The following is a 23,281-nucleotide window of genomic DNA, read 5'->3' on the forward strand; positions in this document are numbered from 1 at the left end:
TTGCAGGCAGCGTGCCAAGATTCGCGAGACTTGGCGAGATCCAATGGCAAGACCCCAGGGCTCCTGGCGCTCGCATTCGTCGCGTCGATGTTTGAATGGTTCAGCCGACTCGCAAACGAAGACGCTTCTCGTCCCGTTGGCGGACGATGCCGGATTTCAACGGAAGCTTGCACGAAGGAGACGATTGCCGGCGAAGCAGCGTGTCAAGGAAGCGCGGCGCGGACGAACCGTGCAGGCTGCGTCCGGCGAATCCGGGCAATCCGGTCGAGCGCGAGTCAAGCTCCGTCAATGCAGCCTGGCTCGCGTTTCACAGGACCAATCAGAAGTTGAATTCGGCCGAGAGAAGCAGCGTTCGAGGCGCGGCGTTGGTCACGTAGGTTCCCTGCTGGATCCAGTAGCGGCTGCCGAACAGGTTCTCGACGTTGGCGCGCAAGACCACGTCCTTGCCGATGACACGCATGCCATAGCGCAAACCGATGTCATAGCGCGTCCAGGAAGGCAAACGCAGGGCGTCGCTCGAATCGTAGTACTGTGCGCCGGTGTGGATGATGCGGCCATTGACGCTCAGTCCCGGAACCCACGGCAAATCGTAGTCCGCGCCCAGGTTGAAGGCGAACTTCGGTACCCCGCCGGGATCGTTGCCGTCCTGCGTGCCGCCTGCGGTGCCCGAAACCTTCGGATCGTAGAACGTCGCACTCGCCATCATGCGCAGCCCACGAAACACTTCGCCGTATGCCGAAAGCTCGAGACCGCGGACACGCGTTTTGCCGTTATAGCCATAGTAGTTCGTGACGGGATCCGTCACCCCGTTCGGCTGCGAGATCTGGAACACCGCAGCCGACGTCATCACGCGACCCCAGTCGGCCTTCACGCCTGCTTCGTACTGACTGGACTTGTACGGAGGAAAGGCCTGCCCGGCATTGACGGTCCCGAACGGCGCAGTGCCGCCGTTCGTGAGGCCGGACGTGTAATTGCCGTAGATCGAGATGTTCGACAGCGGCTTCACCACGATGCCTGCCAACGGAGTGATCGCCTGTTGATCGATCGAGCTCTGCTGTGCGCCGGTCGTCGGATCGTAGTTATCCTGCCCGATGGTCTGACGGCGGAAGCCCCCCGTGATCAGCAGCCGGTCATCGAAGAACGACATCGTATCGATGACTTGCTGGCTATTCAGTCGCGTCTGGCTGCTGCGCTGCATGTCGCCGCGCGGTACGTCGACAGGCGCCAGCGCGGCGGGCGCGTAAAGGCTCGAAGACACCAGCGGCGAACTCAGCGCATAGAAGTAGCCGATCTCCTGATTCAGGCTCGTCACACCGGTGACGAGCGTGTGCTTCACACCAAAGGTGTCGAAGTGGAAGCGGAAGCCAGCGTCGACCGATTTGGTGCGGGTGTATTGATCGTAGTAGCCATTCGTGACATCGAACGCGCCGGCTGCCGTCATGCCGCTCGCAAACGGGAAGTTCTGCGCCGACGTGCCATAGTGTTCGCCCGCCGCGCCATACACGGTCACGAACTTGTTGATGTCATATTCGGCGCGCGTCATGACGGCCGTGTCGCGCAGCTTGAGCCGGGTGCCCGGATAGAAGTTGTTGTAGCCTGACGGCGCATCCGGAACGGCGGTCGCCGTGCCAAAGCCAATCTGGCCGCGTGGCTCGTCGGTGTTCTCGGAAACGTTGTAGGCATCGAACGACCAGCGGAACTGCTTGCTGCGGTAATCCAGGCCGAGCGCGCTGTCCCCTTGAAGCTGGTTGCCATACGCAATACCCGTTTGCCCGTCCTTGATCTGGCCGTTGAAACGAATGCCGAACTGGCCTTCGTCACCAAAGCGCCGGCCGATGTCCGCCATCGCGCCGAACTGTCCTTTCGACTGATACAGCGCGGTCAGACGCGTGAGCGGGGTATCTTCCGCACGTTTGCTGATGATGTTGATTGCGCCGCCGACACTGCCACCCGGTCCGAGCCCATACATCAGCGTTCCCGGACCTTGCAGCACTTCGATGCGCTCGAGCAGATTGACCGGCACCCGCGCTGCCGACACCATGCCGTACAGGCCGTTGAGTGCGACATCGGTTGCCTGCACGTCAAAGCCGCGAATATTGAACACGTCGCCGAAGCCGCCGGCGCTTTGCTCTGCGCGAACGGAGGCGTTGTTCACCACGACATCGGCAATCGTGCGCGCCTGAGTGTCCTGAATGAACTGTTCGGTGTAATTGGTCGTGTTGAAAGGCTGATCCATCACGTTCGACGTGCCCAGCACGCCGATGCTGCCGCCGCGCGCGACCTGGCCTCCCGCGTACGGCGCTGGAAGATCGCCAGTTTGTGTCGTCCCCTTGACCACGATCGCCGGCAAGGCGGTCGACGGCTGAGAGGCATTGTTCGACGCGTCGCCGGAGGTGTCCGAGCGCACGCCTGAACCGGCGTCCGGCGTCGTCACGCTTTGCGCGTACGCGTTGACCTGGGACGCGGCGAGACCCACCACGCCGACGAAAACGTGCTGGATGGCCTGCGACAGACTGGTGCGCTTACCCGCGGATGCTTGCCGTACGTGATGCGACATGGTGCTTTTTTCTCTTTTCCAGATAGTGACTTGATGGCGCTCGATAAAAACGCAAATGAGAACCGTTCGCAGGTCGAGATTCTAGATAGGCGGCGGGGTTTGAGGAACACATTCTTTTTCATTCCGCCTTGCTTTGTTGTTGCAAGGCGACGCAAAGCTCTTCGGCAAAAACTACTTATCAGCGACGCAATCGTTTGCGACTGGTGTTGAAGGCTTTGCGCTGGACGCGAATGAAGAGGGTCGGTGGAAGACCGGTCAATGCAAGGCGGAATGTCTGCTGCTGCGGAATTCACCGTCCGTTGCACGCCGCGCTTTCGAGTGAAAGCGCGGGAATTGAAGAAGCCGTCGCTTGTGCCGGCCCGGGCAAACTCGTTGATACTTCGCTCATCGCGCGCAAGGTAGTTCACGAATGCCTCGTGACATGCGCCAGCCGCGTTTATCTGACCCGACTCAGTGCGGAGAAAACAAGGCCGATGGTCTTGGAGAAAAGCGGCCGCCCTCGGGATTGGAAAGACCCACCTTTCGACGGTGAAGCCAAGCTGGCGTCTGGCGAGTGGGTCAGCGTCCCCGGTGGCTGGATAGCCGGAGAGAACCGGCGTTCATTCACCGCATCCACACGATGCCGTGCGAAAGTCCTCTTGTATCTGCCCTGGTGATCGACGAACAAGAGGCACGCACGCCGTCATTTCACTAGAAGGCGCATCAGTGATTGGCCAGCTGTCGTCTTGAGTTCCCGGCAGTCTATCGTTCCATCCTTGTCGGGGTTGGCAGCGTTGAAACGCCGCTCAACGACTTTCAAAAACTCCGTCTTGTCGAGTGTGCCATCTCGATCCGGATCAGCCTTTTTCAACTCATTTGCAGACAAGCGGCCCTTCAGTTCGTTCCGATCCAGTGTGCCGTCCTTGTCAGGATCAAGCTGGTCGAAAAGTGACGATGCGGCAGCCTGCGCCTCTTTCAAATCGATGGTGCCGTCATTGTCCGGATCGAGCGCGGCAAGCTCGGGACACGACTTGGAATGGGTCTGCGCGATGACAGGCGAGGTGCAAACGGTCGATGCAGTCATGATAGCCACTGCCAGTGCAAAGCTCATTCGAGACATGGTTTCCTCACACGTAAGTAACGAACTGCGTATGAATCTTTGTGGCCGCTATAACTTTTTTCAGAGTCTTGAATATAGCAAAGTCGAAGGATCAAACTTGGGGCTGTTCTGCAAGCGTGCGGCGAGCATTCTTGCAAACGAAGGCTAAGGAAACCGTGAAGCTGTGACGCGACGTAGACATGATCAAACCGGCATTCTCCACTGCACGTTCAGCAAGTGTTCTCGCATGCGTGATCCTGCAGTTGCGCCGTCGCGTTCCATCATCGCGCTGACGATGGCCTGATGCTGCAAGGCGAAGTGCCGGCGCGTCTCCTGATCCGCGGTCTTTTCACGCAGGTTCGGCTTCATGCGCATGCTGTTCACCACATCCATCAGCGCGATGATCGAGGGGTTGCGCGTGGCCTGCGCGATCAGCAAATGGAATCGATGATCCCATTGCTGCCACTCGTCGTCATCGTTCGCCATCGCATTGCGGCGCGCGCATTTCTCCAACTCCGCGAGATCCTCGGGACTTGCCTTGCGCGCAGCCAGCTCGACAAAAGCGGGCTCGAGCACAAGCCTCATTTCAGCGATATCCGCCGGACTCGCGCCCGCGCGCAGGCTACGTAGCGACGCCGTGAACCTGAGGGGGCGCGCGCCGAGATAGGTGCCTCGACCGACCCCGCGCCACACGCGCCCAGCCGCTTCCAGCGATGCCAACGCAGCTCGCAGGTCGCGCCGGCTGACCGCAAGCGCTTCAGCGAGCTTGCGCTCCGGCGGCAATACGTCGCCATCTTTCAGGCCACTTTGCGCGACGTAGTCGAGCAGGAGGTCGAGTGCGGGCTTTTGCATGGTGGACAAATATGAACCAATGAATATTGGTTCAATCCTAGCACGGTGCTCGACGAATCGGGGAATTGCGGGTTTTTATTGGGTGAAGTACGCTAAAAATAGTTGAAGTATTAATCAAGAGACTGAACCAATCCATATTGGTTCTGGATAACGGAATCTTCCAATGGCCTTCACGACGCGACCTGAACTCATCGGCACCTTCGGCATGGCGGCATCGACCCACTGGCTTGCGAGCGCCTCCGCGATGGCGGTGCTGGAAAAAGGCGGGAATGCCTTCGACGCCGCCGCCGCCGCCGGTTTCGTGCTCCAGATCGTCGAGCCTCACCTGAACGGACCCGGCGGCGAGTTGCCGGCCATCTTCTACAGCGCGAAGGAGGACCGCGTGCGCGTGTTGTGCGGTCAGGGCGTGACGCCCGCCGCCATGACCATCGAGCGCATGAGGGAACTGGGTCTCACCGTGATGCCCGGCACCGGCCTGTTGCCGGCGGTCGTACCGGGTGCGTTCGGCGGCTGGATGACGATGCTGCGTGACTACGGCCAGTTGCCGCTCGAAGACGTACTGAGCTATGCGATCGGCTATGCGGAAAACGGCTATCCGGTGCTGCCGCGCATGGCGTCTTCGATCCTTGCGATTCAGGACTTCTTCAAGAGCGAATGGCATACCTCCGCCGAGCAATGGCTGCGCGACGGTGAAGCGCCGAGGCCGAATCATTTGTTCGCGAACCCGGCCATTGCCAGCACGTACAAGCGCATTCTTCGTGAAGCCGGCACCCGGCGTGATCGTGCCGAACAGTGTGAGCGGGCGCGGATGGCGTTCTATCGTGGCTTCGTCGCGGACACGATCGACCAGTATTTCCGTTCGACCGATGTGCTCGATACCTCGGGTCAGCGCAATCGGGGCCTGCTCGATGCATCCGATCTCGCGCGCTGGGAAGCGACCTACGAAGACGCGGTCTCATACGACTATGCCGGCTTCACGGTGCACAAGACCGGGCCGTGGGGGCAGGGCCCGATGTTCCTGCAACAGCTCGCGCTGCTGAAGGGTTTCGATCTCGCGAACATGGACCCGCTCGGCCCGGACTTCGTGCATACGGTGATCGAATGCGCGAAGCTCGCCTTCGCCGATCGCGACGTGTTCTATGGCGACCCGAACTTCGCGGACATTCCCATGGATACGCTGCTGAGCGACGCCTACAACGACGCGCGGCGCCGTCAGGTCGATCCGCAGCACGCCTCGTTCGAGTTCCGTCCCGGCAATCTGCTCGACAGCGAGCTGCGTGCCGCGAAAATTCTCGCCAGCGCGGGCCGTCAGCAGCCGGGCGGCTTCGGTCAGGGCGAACCGACCTTCGCGCCGTTGCCCGAATTGCGCGGCGACACGGTGCATCTGGATGTCGTGGACCGCTGGGGCAACATGGTGTCGGCCACGCCGTCGGGCGGCTGGCTCCAAGCCTCGCCGGCGGTGCCGGGGCTGGGCTTCAACGTCACCACGCGCGGTCAGATGTTCTGGATGGAAGAGGGTCTGCCTTCATCGCTCGGGCCGGGACGCCGCCCGCGCACGACGCTCTCGCCCACGCTCGTCACGCGCGAGGGCAAGCCGTACGCCGCGCTCGGCACGCCGGGTGGCGATCAGCAGGATCAATGGTCGCTGCAACTGTTCCTGCGACACGCGCACTTCGCGATGAACCTTCAGGCCGCCGTCGATGCGCCGTCGTTCCAGACCGCGCATTTCCCCGGTTCGTTTTATCCGCGCGAGATCCAGTTGGGGAAGATGTCTGCCGAGGCCAGTTTCCCGCAAGCGACGCTCGACGCGCTCCGGGCGCGCGGCCACGATCTCACGGTGGCCGAGCCGTGGTCGCTCGGGCGCGTGTGCGCGGTGGGCATCCGCAACGGGCTCATGCGCGGCGCGGCTACACCGCGTCAGATGCAGGCTTACGCCATCGGGCGCTGACCTTTAACGGGAAACCCACATCATGTCCGCTGTCGCCGCCCGCCTCGAACGGCTGCCTTTATCCGGCTTTCACCGCAAGCTCCTGATCATCGGCGGCATGGGTTATCTATTCGACGGACTCGATTCGTCGTCGCTCGCGTTTCTGCTTCCCGTCGTCAGCAAGCTGTGGAATCTGACCAGCGCGCAGACCGGGCTGGTCGCGAGCAGCACCTACATCGGCTACTTCTTCGGCGCGTTCCTGTCGGGCGTGCTCGCGGATGTGATCGGCCGCCGCCGCATCATGATGAGCGCGCTCGCCATCTATTGCGTGGCCTCGCTCGCGAGCGCAACCGCCCAGGACTGGCATACGTTCTTCGCGCTGCGCATTGTCGCGGGCTTCGGTTCGGGCGCCGAGACGGTGGTGATCGCACCGTTCCTTGCGGAGTTCGTGCCGCGCCGCTATCGCGGCATGTTCTGCGGCGCGCTGGTCGGTTTCATGTCGTTCGGTTATCTCACTTCGTCGATTCTCGGCTATACCGTCGTGCGCAACTTTCCGGACGGCTGGCGCTATCTTGCCGTCATCACCTCGCTGCCCGTGGTGATGCTGCTGTGGTGGCGACGCACGCTGCCCGAATCGCCGCGCTGGATGGAAAGCCAGGGCCGCACAGCCGAGGCCGGCAGTGTGGTGGATGAAATCGAAACCTGGTATGCGCAGCGTGGGATCCCGCTCGCGCCGCTCTCGTCGGTTGGCGCGATTCCCTCCGCCGCGACGAGCAGCGGCAGCGCCTGGCGCAACGTGAAGTCGTTGTGGTCGAAGCGTCTTGCGGGCACCACCGCCGTGAGCTGGCTCATGTGGTTCGCGGTGGCCTTCGCGTATTACTCGTTCTTCTCGTGGATTCCCAGCCTGCTGGTCAAGGAAGGACTCACGATGACGAAGAGCTTTGGCTTCTCCATCGCCATCTACGGCGCCCAGATACCGGGGTATTTCTCGGCGGCGTGGCTCAATGAAAAGATCGGCCGCAAGGGCGTGGTCGCGTCGTACATGACGCTTGGCGGCATCGCGGCGATCATGCTGTCGCTGTCGCATACCGGGCCGCAGATCATCGCGGCGGGCATCGCGCTGTCGTTCTTCATGAACGGCGCGTTCGCGGGCGTGTACGCCTATACGCCGGAGATCTTCCCGACTTCGGTCCGGACCACCGGCACGGGTTCGTCGTCGTCGTTCGGGCGCATCGGGTCGGTCAGCGCGCCGATTCTGGTGGGCGTCGTGTATCCCGCGTTCGGCTTCTTCGGCGTATTCGCGATGACCACGGCGGTGCTGCTCGCGGGCGCATGTGTTGTGTTCTTTCTGGGCATCGAAACGCGCAACCGGTCGCTCGAAGACATCGAGATCAACGGCGACGTCGACAACGAGGCACGCGAACGTCTCGCGCGCAGCTAGCAAGTTCCTTTAAAAGACTCTACCCTCATGCGCTCTGTTCAGTCACATGATCTGCAACGCCTTGCGCTCGCGATGCGCAAGCCCGCTCAACCGTACACGCTGTTCGAAGCGGTGGAGGCGGTCGCCGCTGAAACCATCGGCTTTCGCCTGCTTACGATCATGGCTTACGACGCAAGCCGCCACGAAGTGCAACGCCTGCATACCAACATGCCCGACGTCTATCCGGCCGGTGGCCGCAAAAAGAAGCAGGGCACCGCGTGGGCGACGCGGGTGCTGCATGAATTGAAACCGTTCCGCGGCGAAACCGCGCAGGATATCCGCAACGCCTTCGACGATCATTCGGTGATGGCCGACATGGGCCTCGGATCGATCCTCAACATTCCGATCGCTTATGACGGCGTATGCGTGGGCACGATGAACCTCACGCATGTCGAACACTGGTACACGAGCGATCACGAAGACGTGGGCCTGCTGCTCGGCGCGTTCCTCGCGCCTGCGCTGATCGCGCATGCCGCGCCGTGTACGCAAGAGGACGCGCGCGCATGAACAGCGCAACGCTGGACCGGCGCCGCTGGCTGGTGGTTTTCGCGCTCGGCTATCTTGCGCTGCTGGTGGACGGCGCGGACGTGATGATGTATGGCCTCACGCTCACGCGCATCAAGAGTGAATTCGGACTGAGCAACGTCGAGGCGGGCGCGCTCGGCAGTCTGACGCTGGTCGGCATGGCCGTGGGCGGCATACTCGGCGGGTGGGCCAGCGACACGCTTGGCCGCGTGCGCGTGGTGGTGTGGGCGCTCGCGCTGTTCTCGCTCGGCGCGGGCCTGCTCGGGTTCACACACGGCTTCTGGCAGTTCGCCGCGGTGCGCTTTGTCAGTTCGCTGGGCATCGGCTGCATGGTGCTGGTGAGCACGCTCGTTGCGGAGTATGTGCCGACCGAGCGCCGCTCGTTGATACTCGGCATGCTGCAGACGGGGGTGTCGGCGGGGTATATCGTCGTCATCGCGCTGAGCAACTGGATCTTGCCGCACTACGGGTGGCGCATGCTGTTCTATGTCGCGACGATCCCCGTCTTGTTGGCCCTGGCGATTCACTGGTTCGTTCCCGAACCGCCCGGCTGGCGCGCGAGCGTGTCCATGCAAGGCACGGCGCGTGAACGCCGGACGTGGCGCGATAACCGCTACGCCGTGATCTTCTCGGATCGCGAAGCACGCAAGATGTTTGTCCTCTGGGCGCTCGCATCCGTGTTTGCGCTGTCGGGCTTCTACGGCCTCAACAACTGGCTGCCCACGTATCTGGAGAAGGAACTGCATGTGCGCTTCGGCTCGATGGCCGGCTACATGATCGGCACCTATGTGGTGGCATTCATCGGCAAGATCTTCGCGGGCTGGCTCGGCGATGTCTGGAGCCGGCGCGGCATGTATGTGATCGGCTGCATCGGTGCAGCGCTGTTTCTGCCCGTGATCATCTTTTTCCACACGCGCGAGAACATCATGGTGCTCATGCTGTTCTTCGGCTTCCTGTACGGCGTGCCGCTCGGCACGATGGGCGCGTTCATGTCCGAGAGCTTCGCCACGCGCATTCGCGGGACGGCGGTAGGCGGCTCGTATAACGTCGGGCGCTTCTGCTCGGGCGCGGCGCCGGTCCTGATCGGTTATGTCGCGACCCAATTCTCGTTCGGCATGGGCTTTCTGCTGGTGGGCGCCGTCTTCTTCCTGAGCGGCGTGTGCACGCTGTTCATTCCCGACCGGCTCTACGATACGAGCGCGCGCGATCCCGCCGACATGGCGCCGCGCGATCAGGACAAACCGTTGACCGAGGGACGGTCAATCGATCTGGTTCAGCCGGCAAAGCGCTGAGACGCTGTGTTTCCGCGCCCCTGGCTGATGAACAGTGCGGACGCCATTCTCCTGGCAGAGATGCTCAAGCCACCGCGTCCCGCAACACATCGAGTGCGGCGTCGCATGCTCCGCGCAACTGTTCGCGCATCAGGTCCTGCACATCGGGCGAGCGCGCGACGATGGCGTCGCGGATCTTCGTCGCCATCTCGAACGATGCCCGCATGCGTCCACCCCGCGCCATGGCGATGCGACGCAAGCGCCGCACCGGTCCGATCAGTCCGGCGTGATTGTCCTGCAGGGTGCGGTTGTCGGCGATGGTCATGACGATCGCGTAATAGCGGTCGAGCGCATCGACGTAAGCCGAAGGGTCGTCGGCATCGACGCTCGCTTGCATGGCTGAGATGACATCGTCGAGTTGCGCCGTACCGAGTGGCGTGATGCGCTCCGACGCAAGCTGTACGGCCAGACATTCGAGCGCCGCGCGCACCGTGTAGATTTCCTCGACATCACGCACGGTCACGGCACGGACGTAGGCGCCGACACGCGGCACGATGTTCACCAGACCTTCGCGCTCCAGTTGCGCAAACGCCTCACGCATGGGCGTGCGGCTGACATCCAGCTGTTTCGCGACCTGCACCTCGGAGAGCCGGCTTCCCGGCGTCAACACCCCTTCGACGATCGCTTCGCGCAATGCGGGAACGACGACGCCTTCACTCAACGAATCGCCCGAGGCTTCCACTGCGCGCAGTCGTGCGTGATAACGCTCGGCAATGTCCTCCAGAGTCGGCGTTCGCTTCGCGGCACGGGTTGCCCCTTGCGTTGCCCCTTGCTTGCGAGCAGTTTTTGCGGCGGCCATTGACACCTCCATCACTTTGTGAATACGCTGTATACAGATTATACACAAGGGGACACCATGGATCGCGATTCGTTGCCGCAACCCGTCTTGATCGACAGATCAGACGGCGTATTGAGTTTCACGCTGAACCGTCCGGATTGCGGCAACGAGATTTCAGCCGCGATGTTCGATGCGATGTCCGCCGCGTTGCGTGCGGAAGCACTGGAGCCGACTGCGCGCGTGCTGCACATCAGGGCCATCGGCGATGCCTTCTGCGTCGGGCGCGAGCGCGCCGGCACGGACGTGGTGTCGATTCGTCGCGAGGTCGCGCGGCTCATCGAGATGAAGCGGCTCGTGCGCAACACGTCGCTCATTTCAATCGCGCAGGTGCAGGGCGATGCGATGGGCTTCGGCCTGGGTCTCGCGATGCTGTGCGACTTCACGCTGGTTGCATCGGACGCAGCGCTGGCCTTTCCGGAAATGCGCAAGGGCCTGCCGCCCGCGGCGATCATGGCTTATGCGGGCGACTACGCATTACCCAAAGTGCTGTTTCCCATGGTGCTGTTCGGCGATGCGATCACGCCGGCCGAAGCCTTGCAGGCAGGCCTCATCACGCGCATCTGCGAACGCGACGCGCTGCAGGCACAAGCCGATGCATTGACCCGGCGCATCCTCGCGCTGGACGACACGGGCGCACGCCACTGCAAGGCATTTTTCCAGGCGGCGCAGGCAAGCAGCGTCGAAGAAAACTTCCGCGCCGCGACCGACATGCTGACCGTCAGCTCCCTGCGGCTGATGCAAGGCCGCTGAGCCGGAACGACGAGACGACAAGGAGGAGACAACCATGTACGTCAACGCAGGCCCGAGACTGGATCGTTTGCCGATGTCGCCGTTTCATCGCCGCATCATGTGGCTGATCGGCATTGGCATGTTCTTCGACGGCTTCGATATCTATGTCGCATCGACCGTGCTCGGCGCGACCCTGCAATCCGGATTCTCGACGCTCGCGCAGAACGCGCTGTTCGTGTCGCTGACCTTTCTTGGCATGATGCTCGGCTCGCTCGGCACCGGCTTTCTCGGCGATCGTTTCGGGCGGCGCTTCACGTACCAGGCGAATCTCGCGATCTTCGGAATCGCATCGCTCGGCGCGGCGCTCGCGCCGAACATGGGCGTGCTGATCGCGTGCCGCTTCGTGATGGGCCTCGGTCTGGGCGCGGAGAACGTCGTCGGTTATTCGACGCTGACCGAGTTCGTGCCGCCGGCCAGGCGCGGCAAGCTGCAAGGATTGATGGCCGTGTTCGTCGTGTCGGGTCTGCCGGTGGCCGGCTTGATTGGCTTGTTGCTGATTCCGTCGCTGGGTTGGCGCGCGATGTTCGTCCTCGGCGGTCTTGGCGCGCTCGGCGTCTGGTACGCGCGCAAATCATTGCCCGAGTCGCCGCGCTGGCTCGAATCGGTGGGACGCCATGACGAAGCCGAAGCGATCATGACGCGCATCGAAGCCGAAGTGACGCAGGCGCGCGGCGGCGAACCCTTGCCGCAGCCGGTCATTGCGAAAACGTCGAACGCGGCGCCGATGTCGTTCGGCTCGCTTTTCACGGGCACGATGCTGCCGCGCATGATCGTCGGCTGCGTGACGCTCGTCGTCATCAATACGCTGCTGTATGGCTTCGTCACCTGGCTGCCGACGTTCTTCGTGCATCAGGGCATGAGTATCGCGAAGTCGTTCGGCTTTGCGCTCGTGATGTCGCTCGGTGCGCCGATCGGCAGCGGGATTGGCGCGTTGACGGCGGATGCGTGGGGACGCAAGCCGACCATCATCGGCGCGTCGTTTGCGGCCATCGTGTTCGGTGCGATCTATCCGTTCGTCTCCAGCCCGATGCTGCTGCCCATCATCGGTTTGCTGCTCACCATTCCGATCTACGTGCTCGTCGCGCTGCTGTTCGCCGTCTATGTGCCAGAACTCTTTCCGACGCCCGTGCGGCTGCGCGCCTCTGGCATCTGCAACACGCTCGGACGCGGCGCGACCATCGTCACGCCGTTCATCGTGGTGGCGCTCTTCGCGCAGCACGGCATCGTCGGCGTCCTGGCGATGATGATCGGCCTGCTTGCCATCCAGATTGTCGTCGTGGCGTGGCTCGGCGTGGAGCCGACCGGCGAACGCCTCGAAGATTTGCAACCCGATGCCCCCGATACCCACGATGCTCGCCACGCGCATGCATCGCCTTTGAAATGACCGAATACAAGGAAATCGCATGGACACAGTGAATCTCGATCATCTCGACGCGCAGCTTTTCATCGACGGCGCATGGACCGATGCCGAAACCGGCCGCACGATGGATATCGTCAATCCCGCAACGGGCGGCGTGATCGGCGCGTTGGCCGCCGCGACGGCGGGCGACGTGGATCGCGCCGTGCAGGCCGGTCACCGCGCCTTCGATGCCGGCGCATGGCGCGACATGCCGATCCAGCAGCGCGCACGCATCCTGAATCGCTTCGCCGATCTGTTCGAAGCTGACCTCGAACAGTTCTACAAACTGGAGACGCTCAACAACGGCCGGCCGATCTCCGAGACGCGTGCGCAGATTTCGCGCTTGCCGCAGTTCTATCGCTACTTCGCGGCGCTGGCGCTCACGCGTCGCAGCGATGTGATTCCGATCGAAGGCCCGTATCTCTGCTATACGCAACGCGTGCCGCTCGGCGTGGTCGCGCTGATGACGTCGTTCAATCATCCGCTGATGATTCTGTCGAAGAGTCTCGCCCCCGCGCTCGCGACGGGGAATAGCGTCGTCATCAAGGCATCGGAACAGACGCCGTTGACAACCGTGCGTCTGGTACGCCTGCTCGACGAGGCCGGTGTCCCGAAGGGCGTCGTCAATGTGATCAATGGGGAAGGGCGCGAAGCAGGCGCAGCGCTCGCAAGCCATCCGCTGATTCGCAAGGTCGTGTTCACGGGCGGCACGGAAGTGGGGCGTTCGATCGGTGAAGCGGCCGCACGCAATTTCGCGCTGACCACGCTCGAACTCGGTGGCAAGGGCGCGGTGATTCTGTTCGATGACTTCGACATGGAACGCGCGGTGAATGGCGCGGCTTTCGCGGCCTTCATCGGCGCGGGGCAGACGTGCGTGTGCGGCGCGCGGATTCTGGTGCAGAGATCGATGTACGCCGAATTCCTCGAACGCTTCCGGGCGAAGGCTGCGCGTATTCGCGTCGGCGATCCGACCGATGCGAAGACCCAGCTCGGCCCGGTGATTTCAGAGCGCTCGCGTCAACGCATTCTCGCCATGCTGGAACGGGCAACGCAGTCGGGCGCCAAGGTTCTTGCTGGCGGCGGCGTGCCGCAGGATCTGGGCTCGGGCTACTTCATCGAGCCGACCGTGATCTACGACGTGACGCCCGAATCGGAGATCGGACAGGAAGAGGTGTTCGGACCGGTCACCGTCGTGATGCCGTTCGACGATGAAGCCGACGCCCTCCGCATTGCCAACGCCACGCAGTTCGGCCTCGCGGCATCCGTGTGGACGCAGGACGTGGCGCGGGCGCATCGCGTGGCGTCGAAGCTGGAGTTCGGCATGGTGTGGGTGAACGACCATCACCGGCTCGATCCGGCGTCGCCCTGGGGCGGCTTCAAGAACAGCGGCGTCGGGCGCGAGACCGGCATCGAATCTTTCGACCAGTTCAGCGAGCCGCGCGCCGTCACGGTCAATACGAGCGGCAAGACAGTGGACTGGTACGCGGACGATGGCGAGTTGAAGCGCCTCAACTGATCCTCCTGCGCAGCCGCCGGGCGGCAACGCGCGTCGTCCCTTCAGCCGGACGTGCCGCCCGTGCAGCACTCGTCGGAGACCGGTACAGCGGCTCTGCGTGCCTGGATGCCGACATCCACCGCGGCCTGTCATGCGACTTCTTGCCTGGCGGGCTGTGATGAAGACCCCGCGCTGCTGCTTCCAGCATCGCGCTTGACGATGGTGCCTTTCCGAAAAAGCACGTACAACGCGGTACGTCTGGCGCATGATGCTCTCACTATTTTGATCGCTGCACGAAGGCACGCCTTCGCGAACGGCGCATTGACGGAGTGAGACGAAGCCATGCAACTCGAATCGGCAGCGGGTGGTCCGCGCACGCTCTACGACAAGATCTGGGACAGTCACCGCGTCATGTCGCGCGACGACGGGCAGGACCTGTTGTTCATCGACCGGCATTTCATCCACGACGTCACCGCGCAGTCCTTCGACCTGTTGCGTCAGCGCGGACTCAAGCCACGCTCGCCTGAACGCATCTTCGGCACGGCGGACCACTACGTGTCGAGCGTCGCCAACGACATCTCCGCGGTAGCCGACCCGGAGCGGCGCGCCATGATCCAGGCCTTGCAGCGTGACGCCGCCGAATCCAGCATTACGCTGTTCAACGTGGACGATCCCCGCCGCGGCATCGTCCACGTGGTCGGGCCCGAGCAGGGCTTGAGCTTGCCGGGCATGACCGTCGTCTGCGCCGACAGCCACACCTCGACCCACGGAGCGCTGGGCGCGCTCGCGTTCGGCATCGGCGCGACGGAGGTGACCCACGTGCTCGCGACGCAGTGCCTGTGGCAGCGCAAATCGAGCAACATGCGCGTCACCCTGGATGGCATGCCGGGTCCGGGCGTATCCGCCAAGGACCTGATTCTCGCCGTGATCGCGCGAATCGGCGTGGCGGGCGCCGTGGGTCACGTCATCGAGTACACGGGGTCCGCGATCGCCGGGCTGTCGATGGAAGGCCGCTTGACGCTCTGCAACATGACGATCGAAGCGGGCGGACGCGCAGGCATGATCGCGCCGGATGAGACGACCTTCGCGTACCTCGCCGGGCGTCCCTACGCGCCGACGGGCGATCAGTGGGATCGCGCGGTGCAGCAGTGGCGAACCCTCGTCACCGACGCCGACGCAACCTTCGACCGCGAAGTGCATCTCGACGTGGCCGGCATCGCCCCCATGGTGACCTGGGGCACCACGCCTGAATATGCATGCGGCATCGACGGACGCGCCCCCGATCCCGCGTTGCAGCCCGACCCGGATTTACGCGCGGCCATGTCGAAGGCGCTCGATTACATGGGCCTGCCGCCGCATGCAGCGCTGGAGGGCGTGGCGATCGACAGGGTCTTCATCGGCTCGTGCACGAACGGGCGCATCGAGGATCTGCGCAGCGCGGCGGAGGTGGCGCGCGGCCGCCACGTTGCATCGGGCGTCGAGGCCTGGGTGGTGCCGGGTTCGCATGAGGTGCGGGCGCAAGCCGAAGCGGAAGGACTCGACCGCCTGTTCAAGGAAGCCGGCTTCCAGTGGCGTTTCCCCGGCTGTTCAATGTGTCTGGCGACCAACGGCGACATTGCCGCGCCCGGGCAGCGCTGCGCGTCGACCTCGAACCGGAATTTCGTGGGGCGTCAGGGCCCGGGGGTCCGCACGCATTTGATGAGTCCGGCGATGGCGGCCGCTGCCGCCGTCACGGGGAGTCTGATCGATGTGCGCCGCCTTCTGGGAGCATGAAGATGGAAAGCCTGATTCACTTCGACGCGCTCGCCGCGCCGATCGTCGCCATCAATTGCGATACCGATCAGATTCTGCCCGCGCGATTCCTGCAAAAACCGCGCTCCGACGATTTCGGCCAGTTCCTGTTTCGTGAACACCGCTTCCGCCCGGATGGCACGACTCGACCTGAATTCGTGCTGAACCAGTCGTCGTTTCACGAAGCGCGCATCCTCGTTGCGAATCACAACTTCGGTTGCGGTTCATCGCGTGAGCATGCGGTCTGGGCCTTGTATGACTACGGCATTCGGGCGGTCATTGCGCCGAGCTTCGGCGATATCTTTTTTATCAACTGCCTGAAGAACGGGCTGCTTCCGATCGTGCTGCCGGAACAGATCGTCCTTCCTCTGCTCGAGAGCCTCTCCGGCGAACCCGCTCGCCGCATTTCAATCGATGTGCCTGCACAGACCGTGACCTTGCCCGATGGCGCCGCGCATGGATTCGAGCTGGAGCCCTTCGCCAAGGCGTGTCTGCTGCAGGGCATGGACGAGATCGATTTCACGCTGTCCCATCAAGACCGTATCGATGCATTCGAACGCAGCCGTGCCGACGCGTTCTGAAGGCGCGACTTTCCCAAACAACGCTGGAGGAGTTCAGATGAAGATTGCAGTCATGCCCGGTGATGGTATCGGTCCGGAAGTCGTCGCACAGGCGCTCAAGGTGTTGAAGGTCGTGGCGCCGCACGCCGAGCTTCAGGAGGCGCCCGTCGGCGAGGCCGGGATTCAGGCGCACGGCGTGCCGCTTCCGCCAAGCACGCTCGACCTGGCGCGCAAGGCCGACGCCATTCTGTTCGGCGCGGTCGGGGTGGCCGACGAGGCCGGGATTCCCCGTGATCGTCGCCCTGGAACCGGCCTGCTGCAACTGCGTGAAGCGCTCACCTTGTATGCGAACTTCCGTCCGGCCTATATGTTTCCCGAGCTGATCGGTGCATCGACGCTGCGGCCGGAGGTGGTGGACGGGCTGGATATCGTGATCGTGCGTGAATTGAACGGCGACGCCTACTTCGGTCAACCGCGCGGTTTCGAAACGAACGCTGCCGGCGAGCGGGTGGGTTTCAATACGATGCGCTATTCGGAATCGGAAGTGGAGCGCGTTGCGCATGCGGCCTTTGGGGCTGCGCGTCGTCGTCACCGCAAGCTCTGTTCGGTGGACAAGGCCAACGTGCTGGAGGCAAGCCAGGTGTGGCGCGAAACGGTCACACGCGTCGGGCGCGACTATCCGGATGTCGAACTGAGCCATCTCTTCGTGGACGCGGCGGCCATGATGCTGATGCGCCGGCCCAAGGCGTTCGACGTGATCGTTACAGGCAATCTGTTCGGCGATATTCTGTCGGACGCCGCGGCCATGTTGACGGGATCGATCGGCATGCTGCCCTCGGCTTCGCTTGGCCATGGCCGCAAAGGGCTATACGAACCGGTACACGGCTCGGCGCCGGACATCGCGGGCAAGGATGTCGCCAATCCCCTCGCCGCCATCTTGTCGCTTGCGATGATGCTGCGCGAAAGCTTCGAGATGGACGACGCTGCCGGGCGCGTCGAACAAGCGGTGCGCGCGGTGCTGTCCGCGGGCTATCGCACTGCGGACATCCAGCAGGAAGGGACTCGACGCGTCGGCACCCGGGACATGGGCGACGCGGTGGTGGAAGCATTGCGAAAAGACGTCGTTCAGGGCGGATGACGCCGAGGGCTGGCCGGCATCGCTTGCACCTGGCGGGCGCGTGATGCCGGTCCTTCCCAGGCAGTCGTTCGTACCCACATTCCCGGAAAGGGAGGAGACAACCATGAAGCTGAAGCTTGCCGTTGCCTTGTTCGCCGCGCTGGAAATCGCCTGTGCATCGCCTGCGGCCGTGGCCAAGGACGCGCCGGAAAAACCGGAATTGCACATTGCTGCGGCGTCCACGGGCATCACGTATCTCCCCATGCTCGTCGCCAAGCAGCGCGGTTACTTCAAGGACGAAGGGCTGGACGTCACGATCGCCGCGTTCTCCGGCGGCTCGAAGACGCTCGAAGCCTTGCTGGGAGGCAGCTCCGACATGGTGGCGGGCGCTTATTCGAACACGATCACCATGGCCACGAAGGGGCAACATCTGGTCGTGGTGGCCGCGCAGGTCATCTGCCCGGGCTGGATCTTCGGTGTCTCGCAGAAGCATCAGGCCGATGTCAAGTCGCCCAAGGATTTGAAGGGCATGCGCATCGGCGTGAGCGCGCCGGGTTCCAGCACGCATATGGCCGTGAACTACATCTTGCACAAGGCGGGGCTGCAGCCCTCCGACGTATCGATCATCGGCGTCGGACAGGCGGCCGGCGCGGTCGCGGCGATGCAGGCGGGCCAGATCGATGCACTGATCGTCAACGACCCGAGCGCGACGATCCTGACGAAGGACGGCAGCATGAGACCGCTCGAGAACATGCGCACGGCCGACGGCAACGTGAAGGTATTCGGCTCGGACTATCCGGAGTCGAGCGTGTTCGCGACGAAGGACTTCATCGACAAGAATCCCAGGACGGTGCAGGCAGTCGCCAATGCGATCGTGCGGGCGGAGAAGTGGATCGCCAAGGCTACGCCGCAGCAAGTGGCTGAGAACGTTCCGCCGCAATACCTGGGCGACAACAAGGCGCTGTATGCCGAAGCCTTCACGAACAGCCGCCGTTGCATCGCGCAGAACGGTGAGATCACCCCGAAGGGCGCGGAGACCGTGCATCAGGTGCTGGCCGCCTTCGACCCGGCGGTGGCAGCAGCCAAGATCGATCTCGCCACGACCTATGACAACCGCTTCGTGAAGAAGGCCGCGGAGGTTCAGCCGTGAGCACCGCAGCGTACAGCATCCCGCTGCAAAGCGGACGCGCGCCGGTGCGTGAAGCGCTGCGCTTCGACAATGTCACCTGCACCTTCGCGGGCAACGGCAAGAAGGCGCAGACCTACACCGCGGTCTCCGAGGGCAACCTGACGATCGGCGACGGCGAGTTCGTGTCCATCGTCGGCCCTACCGGGTGCGGCAAATCCACCTTGCTGAATGTGGCCGCCGGCCTTACCCGGCCCTCGTCGGGCAGTCTGAGCGTGTTCGGCAAGAAGCTCACGCACGGGCTGAACACCGAGGCGGCCTATCTGTTCCAGGTCGACGCGCTCATGCCGTGGAAGACGGCCGAAGACAACATCGCCATCGGACTGATCTTTCGCGGCATGCCGCGTGACAAAGCCCTGAATGTCGCCCGCGGTTGGCTCGAACGCGTGGGCCTGCATGGGCACGGGAAGAAGTACCCGCACCAGATGTCCGGCGGGATGCGCAAGCGCGCCGGACTCGCACAGGCGCTGGCGCTCGATCCCCGCATCATCCTGATGGACGAGCCGTTCAGCGCGCTCGATATCCAGACCCGCCACCTGATGGAAAACGAGCTGCTGCGCCTCTGGTCGAACGACCGCAAGTCCGTCATGTTCGTGACTCACGATCTGGAGGAAGCGATCTCGCTATCCGACCGGGTCATCGTGCTGTCGGCGGGACCGGGTACACGACCGATTGCCGAGTTCGAGATCGACCTCGAGCGGCCGCGGGAAATGTCGGAGATCCGGATGACGCAGCGTTTCCTTCAACTGCACACCCAGATCTGGGACGTGCTTCGAGGCGAGGTCCTGAAAAGCTATGCGCGCAATCGAGTTTAATCCAGACAATCGCTTCACCGTCCTGGTGACCCGGCTGGCGATCCTCTTCGGCGTCCTGTTCCTGTGGTGGCTCGGTACCGACCAGAAGTGGCTGTCGACATTCTTCTTCGGCGATCCGGTGGGCGTGGCGCGGCGAATCGTGGAATGGTTCGTGACGGGTTCCGTGTTCCGTCACTTGTACACGACCTTGCTCGAGACCTTGCTGGCATTTGCCATCGGCACGGTTCTGGGACTGGGCTGCGGTCTTTGGCTTGCACTCAGCCCGTTTCTCGCCGTGGTGTGCGATCCGTTCATCAAGGCAATGAACTCGATGCCGCGTTTGATCTTCGCGCCGATCTTCGCGCTCTGGTTCGGCCTGGGGATCTGGTCGAAGGTCGCGCTGGGCGTGACGCTGGTCTTCTTCGTGGTCTTCTTCAATGTGTTTCAAGGGGTGCGCGAAGTGAGTCCGACCGTCTTGTCCAATAGCCGGATGCTGGGCGCGAACTCGCGTCAATTGATGAGGCACGTGTATTTGCCGTCGGCGACGAGCTGGGTGTTTTCGAGCTTGCATAACGCCATCGGCATCGCGTTTGTCGGCAGCGTGGTGGGTGAATATCTCGGTTCCGAGAAAGGCGTCGGTTATCTGATCCTGCTGGCCGAAGGCGTGTTCGATATCAACTCGGTCATCGCCGGCATTCTGGTGCTGACGGTGTTCGCGCTGGTGCTCGATACGGCGGTATCGATGATCGAAGCCTATCTGCTGCGCTGGCGGCCTGTCGCCGGGCAAACCGTTGCCGCAAGCGCCTGAGCGGCGTCAACGCAAGCGCCGTTTCAACCTTGGGGAATTCAATTGCAGACGAATCAAATCAATCTGACGGACCGTGTAGCGGTCGTGACCGGCGGCGCGCAAGGCATTGGTCTGGAAGTGGGCCGCAGGCTGCTCGAATCGGGCGCCAGGCTGGTGATATGGGATGTGAACCCTGCCGGCATCGAGCAGGCTCGTGCGCAACTGGCGGACTACGACGTCCATGTTGAACGCGTCGATATCGCCGACCATGCGAACGTTCAGGCGGCTGTCGCGAGCACGCTCGATCGCGTGGGGCGCATCGATATTCTTGTCAACAACGCGGCCATTGTCGGCCCGAACGCGCCCTTGATCGACTATCCGGTCGATGTCTGGAAACAGGTGATGGATATCGACGTCAACGGGACGTTTCATTGCTGCCGCGCCGTGGTGCCGGAGATGATCCGCCAGAACTATGGGCGCATCGTCAATCTTGCGTCGGTCGCCGGAAAGGAAGGCAATCCGAATGCCGCGGCCTATAGCTCGGCCAAGGCAGCGGTCATCGCCATGACCAAATCGCTGGGCAAGGAACTGGCGCGTCACGACATCGCGGTGAACTGCGTCACGCCTGCCGTCGCGCGCACGCCGGGCGCGATGGAGCAGGCGCCGGAGCATATCGAGTACATGTTGGGGAAGATCCCGCGTGGCCGTTTCCTCGAACTCAATGAAGCCGCAGCCATGATTGCCTGGCTTGTCAGCGAGGAGAATTCCTTCACCACCGGAGCAGTCTTCGACCTCTCGGGCGGACGCGCCACCTATTGAACATTGAAGCGAGCAATCAACCATGAAGCTGTTGCGTTACGGTTTGCCGGGCCAGGAGAAGCCAGGCCTCCTCGATGCCGAGGGAAGCATTCGAGACTTGTCGCAGCATGTTGCCGATATTGCGGGCGATGTTCTGCTACCCGACAGCCTGTTGCGGCTGCGGGCATTGGATGTCGCGTCGCTGCCGCGCGTGGCAGGCACGCCGCGATTGGGCGCCTGCGTGAGCGGAACGGGCAAGTTCATCTGCATCGGTTTGAACTACTCGGATCACGCGGCGGAAACCGGCGCGACGGTCCCGCCGGAACCCATCATCTTCATGAAGGCGACCAGCGCGATCGTCGGCCCGGACGACACGATCGAGATTCCGCGCAATGCGTTGAAGACAGACTGGGAAGTGGAGTTGGGCGTGGTGATCGGCAAGACCGCCAAGTACGTCAGTGAAGCAGATGCCATGAACCATGTCGCGGGCTACTGCGTCATCAACGATGTGTCCGAGCGTGCGTTCCAGGCCGAGCGTCAAGGGCAATGGACCAAGGGTAAATCGGCCGATACCTTCGGCCCGACCGGTCCATGGCTCGTGACCGCGGACGAAGTCCCCGACCCGCAGTCGTTGCCGATGTGGCTCGAGGTCAATGGTCATCGCTATCAGAACGGCAGTACGGCCACCATGGTGTATGGCGTGCGTTACCTCGTGTCTTACCTGTCGCAGTTCGTGTCGCTGCAACCCGGCGACATCATCTCGACAGGAACGCCGCCTGGCGTCGGCTTGGGGCAAAAGCCACCGGTGTATCTGAAGCAAGGCGATGTCGTGACGCTCGGCATCGAAGGGCTCGGCCAGCAGCGTCAGAACGTCGTACAGGGCTGAAACGCTTCAGGCCATCGGTCCACCACGGGTATTCAAGGGAGAAGAGCCGCTGTGACAGCGCTTCGTCGTCAAGTTCTCATCGGCATGGCCGCCTGGGCGTTCGTCTCGAATGCATGGGCCGCCAGTACCGCGCCTGTTCCGGAGAAGCCCAGGCTTCATCTGGCTGCGGCAGGCGTCGGCTTTCCTTACTTGCCGTTCGTGATTGCGGACAGCCGGGGATACTTCAAACGAGCCGGCCTGGATGTCGAGATCGGCGTGTTCAGCGGCGGCGCGAAAGCTTTGCAGGCCTTGCTGGGCGGAAGCGCCGACATCGTGGCCGGGGCGTACTCCAATACGATCACCATGGCGGCCAAAGGGCAGAAGCTGGTGTCCTTCGTGACGCTGGCCTCATGTCCCGGTTGGGTCTTTGGCACGACGCGCGCAAGCCACGGCAAGGTCAAATCGTATGCTGACCTCAAGGGCATGCGCATCGGCGTGAGTTCGCCTGGCTCGAGTTTCCACATGGGCGTGAACTACTTGCTGAGCAAGTCCGGTGTCAAGCCGGGCGACGTGTCGATCATCGGCGTGGGCTCGTCCGCTGGCGCCATTGCCGCCGCGCGCAGCGGACAGATCGATGCCTTGATGAGCAACGACCCCGTCGCCACCGTTCTGCAGGGCAGTGGCGACCTGTTCCCGCTTGCCGTGATGCGGGACCCGGCCGGCACGCGCGCCACCCTGGGCGGCGACTATCCGGAAGCCGCCATTTACACGACCCGGGATTTTCTGGTCAAGTATCCGAACACGGTCCAGGCCGTCACGAATGCCATTCTCGAAGCTGAGCGCTGGATGGCGCAGGCCACGCCGGAGCAGGTCGCCGCCGCAGTCCCGCCGCAATATGCGCTCGCCGACAAGGAAGTGTTCGCGCAGGCCTATGCCAACATGCAAAGCTGCATTTCGCGGGACGGCCTGATGACGGACGCTGCAGCGCGCACGGTCCACGATGTACTGACCGCCTTCGATCCGGACATCGGCCGGGCCCCGATCGACCTCAAGGCGACGTACGACAATCGTTTCGTCGAGAACGCCGGCAAGCGCTGAACGGAGAAGAAGAG

Annotated in this window: 20 protein-coding genes; 16 read left to right on the forward strand and 4 right to left on the reverse strand. The window is 63.0% G+C overall.

The features are described from left to right. Nucleotides 1-319: 319 nt before the first annotated feature. The 3 genes from QCE88_RS18180 to QCE88_RS18190 all read right to left on the reverse strand — a co-directional run bounded on the left by QCE88_RS18180 (nt 320) and on the right by QCE88_RS18190 (nt 4,487). Nucleotides 320-2,557, reverse strand: a complete 2,238-nt coding sequence (locus QCE88_RS18180) for a TonB-dependent siderophore receptor (protein ID WP_309904628.1) — start codon at nt 2,555-2,557, stop codon at nt 320-322. A gap of 682 nt (nt 2,558-3,239) precedes the next feature. Beyond that, nucleotides 3,240-3,647, reverse strand: a complete 408-nt coding sequence (locus QCE88_RS18185; RefSeq protein WP_309904629.1) for an EF-hand domain-containing protein — start codon at nt 3,645-3,647, stop codon at nt 3,240-3,242. Nucleotides 3,648-3,839: 192 nt separating this feature from the next. Next, nucleotides 3,840-4,487, reverse strand: a complete 648-nt coding sequence (locus tag QCE88_RS18190) for an FCD domain-containing protein (RefSeq protein WP_309904631.1) — start codon at nt 4,485-4,487, stop codon at nt 3,840-3,842. Between the two features lie 163 nt (nt 4,488-4,650). On the opposite strand from QCE88_RS18190, the gene QCE88_RS18195 reads away from it, so the two are divergent. Genes QCE88_RS18195 through QCE88_RS18210 form a run of 4 tightly spaced genes read left to right on the forward strand, consistent with a single transcriptional unit; the run spans nt 4,651 to nt 9,711 of the window. Then, a complete protein-coding gene (locus QCE88_RS18195; protein ID WP_309904633.1) occupies nt 4,651-6,435 on the forward strand; it encodes a gamma-glutamyltransferase family protein in 1,785 nt (594 codons plus the stop codon). Nucleotides 6,436-6,457: 22 nt separating this feature from the next. Continuing rightward, nucleotides 6,458-7,855, forward strand: a complete 1,398-nt coding sequence (locus QCE88_RS18200) for an MFS transporter (RefSeq protein WP_309904635.1) — start codon at nt 6,458-6,460, stop codon at nt 7,853-7,855. Between the two features lie 27 nt (nt 7,856-7,882). Further along, the gene (locus tag QCE88_RS18205) at nt 7,883-8,401 is read left to right on the forward strand and encodes a GAF domain-containing protein (protein ID WP_309904638.1); all 519 of its coding nucleotides are present in this window, start codon (nt 7,883-7,885) and stop codon (nt 8,399-8,401) included. Further along, the gene (locus tag QCE88_RS18210) at nt 8,398-9,711 is read left to right on the forward strand and encodes an MFS transporter (protein WP_309904639.1); all 1,314 of its coding nucleotides are present in this window, start codon (nt 8,398-8,400) and stop codon (nt 9,709-9,711) included. Before QCE88_RS18205 ends, QCE88_RS18210 begins: the two co-directional genes overlap by 4 nt. Nucleotides 9,712-9,775: 64 nt before the next feature. On the opposite strand, the gene QCE88_RS18215 is transcribed toward QCE88_RS18210, so the two are convergent. After that, the gene (locus tag QCE88_RS18215) at nt 9,776-10,549 is read right to left on the reverse strand and encodes a GntR family transcriptional regulator (RefSeq protein WP_309904642.1); all 774 of its coding nucleotides are present in this window, start codon (nt 10,547-10,549) and stop codon (nt 9,776-9,778) included. A 57-nt stretch (nt 10,550-10,606) separates the two neighbouring features. Between QCE88_RS18215 and QCE88_RS18220 the strand changes: the two genes are divergently transcribed. The 12 genes from QCE88_RS18220 to QCE88_RS18275 all read left to right on the forward strand — a co-directional run bounded on the left by QCE88_RS18220 (nt 10,607) and on the right by QCE88_RS18275 (nt 23,267). Further along, nucleotides 10,607-11,338, forward strand: coding sequence for an enoyl-CoA hydratase/isomerase family protein (locus QCE88_RS18220; protein ID WP_309904644.1), 732 nt, complete (start codon nt 10,607-10,609; stop codon nt 11,336-11,338). 34 nt (nt 11,339-11,372) lie between these two features. Next, a complete protein-coding gene (locus QCE88_RS18225; protein ID WP_309904646.1) occupies nt 11,373-12,761 on the forward strand; it encodes an MFS transporter in 1,389 nt (462 codons plus the stop codon). A 19-nt stretch (nt 12,762-12,780) separates the two neighbouring features. Continuing rightward, entirely contained in the window at nt 12,781-14,292 is a 1,512-nt protein-coding gene (locus QCE88_RS18230; RefSeq protein ID WP_309904647.1) for an aldehyde dehydrogenase, read from the forward strand. 321 nt (nt 14,293-14,613) lie between these two features. Next, nucleotides 14,614-16,044 carry a 3-isopropylmalate dehydratase large subunit gene (gene leuC / locus QCE88_RS18235; RefSeq protein ID WP_309904650.1) on the forward strand — a complete coding sequence of 477 codons (1,431 nt, stop codon included), beginning with the start codon at nt 14,614-14,616 and terminating at the stop codon, nt 16,042-16,044. A 2-nt stretch (nt 16,045-16,046) separates the two neighbouring features. Then, nucleotides 16,047-16,643 carry a 3-isopropylmalate dehydratase small subunit gene (gene leuD, locus QCE88_RS18240; protein WP_309904652.1) on the forward strand — a complete coding sequence of 199 codons (597 nt, stop codon included), beginning with the start codon at nt 16,047-16,049 and terminating at the stop codon, nt 16,641-16,643. 37 nt (nt 16,644-16,680) lie between these two features. Continuing rightward, nucleotides 16,681-17,760, forward strand: a complete 1,080-nt coding sequence (leuB, locus tag QCE88_RS18245) for a 3-isopropylmalate dehydrogenase (RefSeq protein ID WP_309904654.1) — start codon at nt 16,681-16,683, stop codon at nt 17,758-17,760. A 103-nt stretch (nt 17,761-17,863) separates the two neighbouring features. Beyond that, entirely contained in the window at nt 17,864-18,889 is a 1,026-nt protein-coding gene (locus QCE88_RS18250) for an ABC transporter substrate-binding protein (protein WP_309904656.1), read from the forward strand. Nucleotides 18,890-18,933: 44 nt separating this feature from the next. Then, entirely contained in the window at nt 18,934-19,740 is an 807-nt protein-coding gene (locus QCE88_RS18255) for an ABC transporter ATP-binding protein (protein ID WP_409018161.1), read from the forward strand. Beyond that, complete coding sequence (locus tag QCE88_RS18260) at nt 19,721-20,527, forward strand: ABC transporter permease (protein WP_309904660.1); 807 nt, start codon at nt 19,721-19,723, stop codon at nt 20,525-20,527. The genes QCE88_RS18255 and QCE88_RS18260 overlap by 20 nt, the downstream gene beginning before the upstream one ends. A 42-nt stretch (nt 20,528-20,569) precedes the next feature. Continuing rightward, nucleotides 20,570-21,325 (forward strand): SDR family NAD(P)-dependent oxidoreductase, encoded by a 756-nt coding sequence (locus QCE88_RS18265; protein WP_309904662.1) that lies wholly within the window; start codon nt 20,570-20,572, stop codon nt 21,323-21,325. Nucleotides 21,326-21,347: 22 nt separating this feature from the next. Beyond that, on the forward strand, nt 21,348-22,190 hold the full coding sequence (locus QCE88_RS18270; protein ID WP_309904665.1) for a fumarylacetoacetate hydrolase family protein: 843 nt from the start codon (nt 21,348-21,350) through the stop codon (nt 22,188-22,190). An 84-nt stretch (nt 22,191-22,274) separates the two neighbouring features. Next, nucleotides 22,275-23,267 carry an ABC transporter substrate-binding protein gene (locus QCE88_RS18275; RefSeq protein WP_409018189.1) on the forward strand — a complete coding sequence of 331 codons (993 nt, stop codon included), beginning with the start codon at nt 22,275-22,277 and terminating at the stop codon, nt 23,265-23,267. Nucleotides 23,268-23,281: the final 14 nt, after the last annotated feature.

Origin of the sequence: Caballeronia sp. LZ035, assembly GCF_031451175.1 — a bacterium.
Lineage (GTDB): Bacteria > Pseudomonadota > Gammaproteobacteria > Burkholderiales > Burkholderiaceae > Caballeronia.

What these genes read in the sequence shown, in the direction of transcription:
- QCE88_RS18210 (WP_309904639.1), top strand. Translation starts at nt 8,398, where the DNA reads ATGAACAGCGCAACGCTGGACCGGCGCCGCTGGCTGGTGGTTTTCGCG.
- QCE88_RS18275 (WP_409018189.1), top strand. Translation starts at nt 22,275, where the DNA reads ATGGCCGCCTGGGCGTTCGTCTCGAATGCATGGGCCGCCAGTACCGCG.
- QCE88_RS18260 (WP_309904660.1), top strand. Translation starts at nt 19,721, where the DNA reads ATGCGCGCAATCGAGTTTAATCCAGACAATCGCTTCACCGTCCTGGTG.
- leuB (WP_309904654.1), top strand. Translation starts at nt 16,681, where the DNA reads ATGAAGATTGCAGTCATGCCCGGTGATGGTATCGGTCCGGAAGTCGTC.
- leuD (WP_309904652.1), top strand. Translation starts at nt 16,047, where the DNA reads ATGGAAAGCCTGATTCACTTCGACGCGCTCGCCGCGCCGATCGTCGCC.
- QCE88_RS18180 (WP_309904628.1), bottom strand. Translation starts at nt 2,557, where the DNA reads ATGTCGCATCACGTACGGCAAGCATCCGCGGGTAAGCGCACCAGTCTG.
- leuC (WP_309904650.1), top strand. Translation starts at nt 14,614, where the DNA reads ATGCAACTCGAATCGGCAGCGGGTGGTCCGCGCACGCTCTACGACAAG.
- QCE88_RS18215 (WP_309904642.1), bottom strand. Translation starts at nt 10,549, where the DNA reads ATGGCCGCCGCAAAAACTGCTCGCAAGCAAGGGGCAACGCAAGGGGCA.
- QCE88_RS18270 (WP_309904665.1), top strand. Translation starts at nt 21,348, where the DNA reads ATGAAGCTGTTGCGTTACGGTTTGCCGGGCCAGGAGAAGCCAGGCCTC.
- QCE88_RS18220 (WP_309904644.1), top strand. Translation starts at nt 10,607, where the DNA reads ATGGATCGCGATTCGTTGCCGCAACCCGTCTTGATCGACAGATCAGAC.
- QCE88_RS18195 (WP_309904633.1), top strand. Translation starts at nt 4,651, where the DNA reads ATGGCCTTCACGACGCGACCTGAACTCATCGGCACCTTCGGCATGGCG.
- QCE88_RS18225 (WP_309904646.1), top strand. Translation starts at nt 11,373, where the DNA reads ATGTACGTCAACGCAGGCCCGAGACTGGATCGTTTGCCGATGTCGCCG.
- QCE88_RS18205 (WP_309904638.1), top strand. Translation starts at nt 7,883, where the DNA reads ATGCGCTCTGTTCAGTCACATGATCTGCAACGCCTTGCGCTCGCGATG.
- QCE88_RS18200 (WP_309904635.1), top strand. Translation starts at nt 6,458, where the DNA reads ATGTCCGCTGTCGCCGCCCGCCTCGAACGGCTGCCTTTATCCGGCTTT.
- QCE88_RS18250 (WP_309904656.1), top strand. Translation starts at nt 17,864, where the DNA reads ATGAAGCTGAAGCTTGCCGTTGCCTTGTTCGCCGCGCTGGAAATCGCC.
- QCE88_RS18230 (WP_309904647.1), top strand. Translation starts at nt 12,781, where the DNA reads ATGGACACAGTGAATCTCGATCATCTCGACGCGCAGCTTTTCATCGAC.
- QCE88_RS18190 (WP_309904631.1), bottom strand. Translation starts at nt 4,487, where the DNA reads ATGCAAAAGCCCGCACTCGACCTCCTGCTCGACTACGTCGCGCAAAGT.
- QCE88_RS18185 (WP_309904629.1), bottom strand. Translation starts at nt 3,647, where the DNA reads ATGAGCTTTGCACTGGCAGTGGCTATCATGACTGCATCGACCGTTTGC.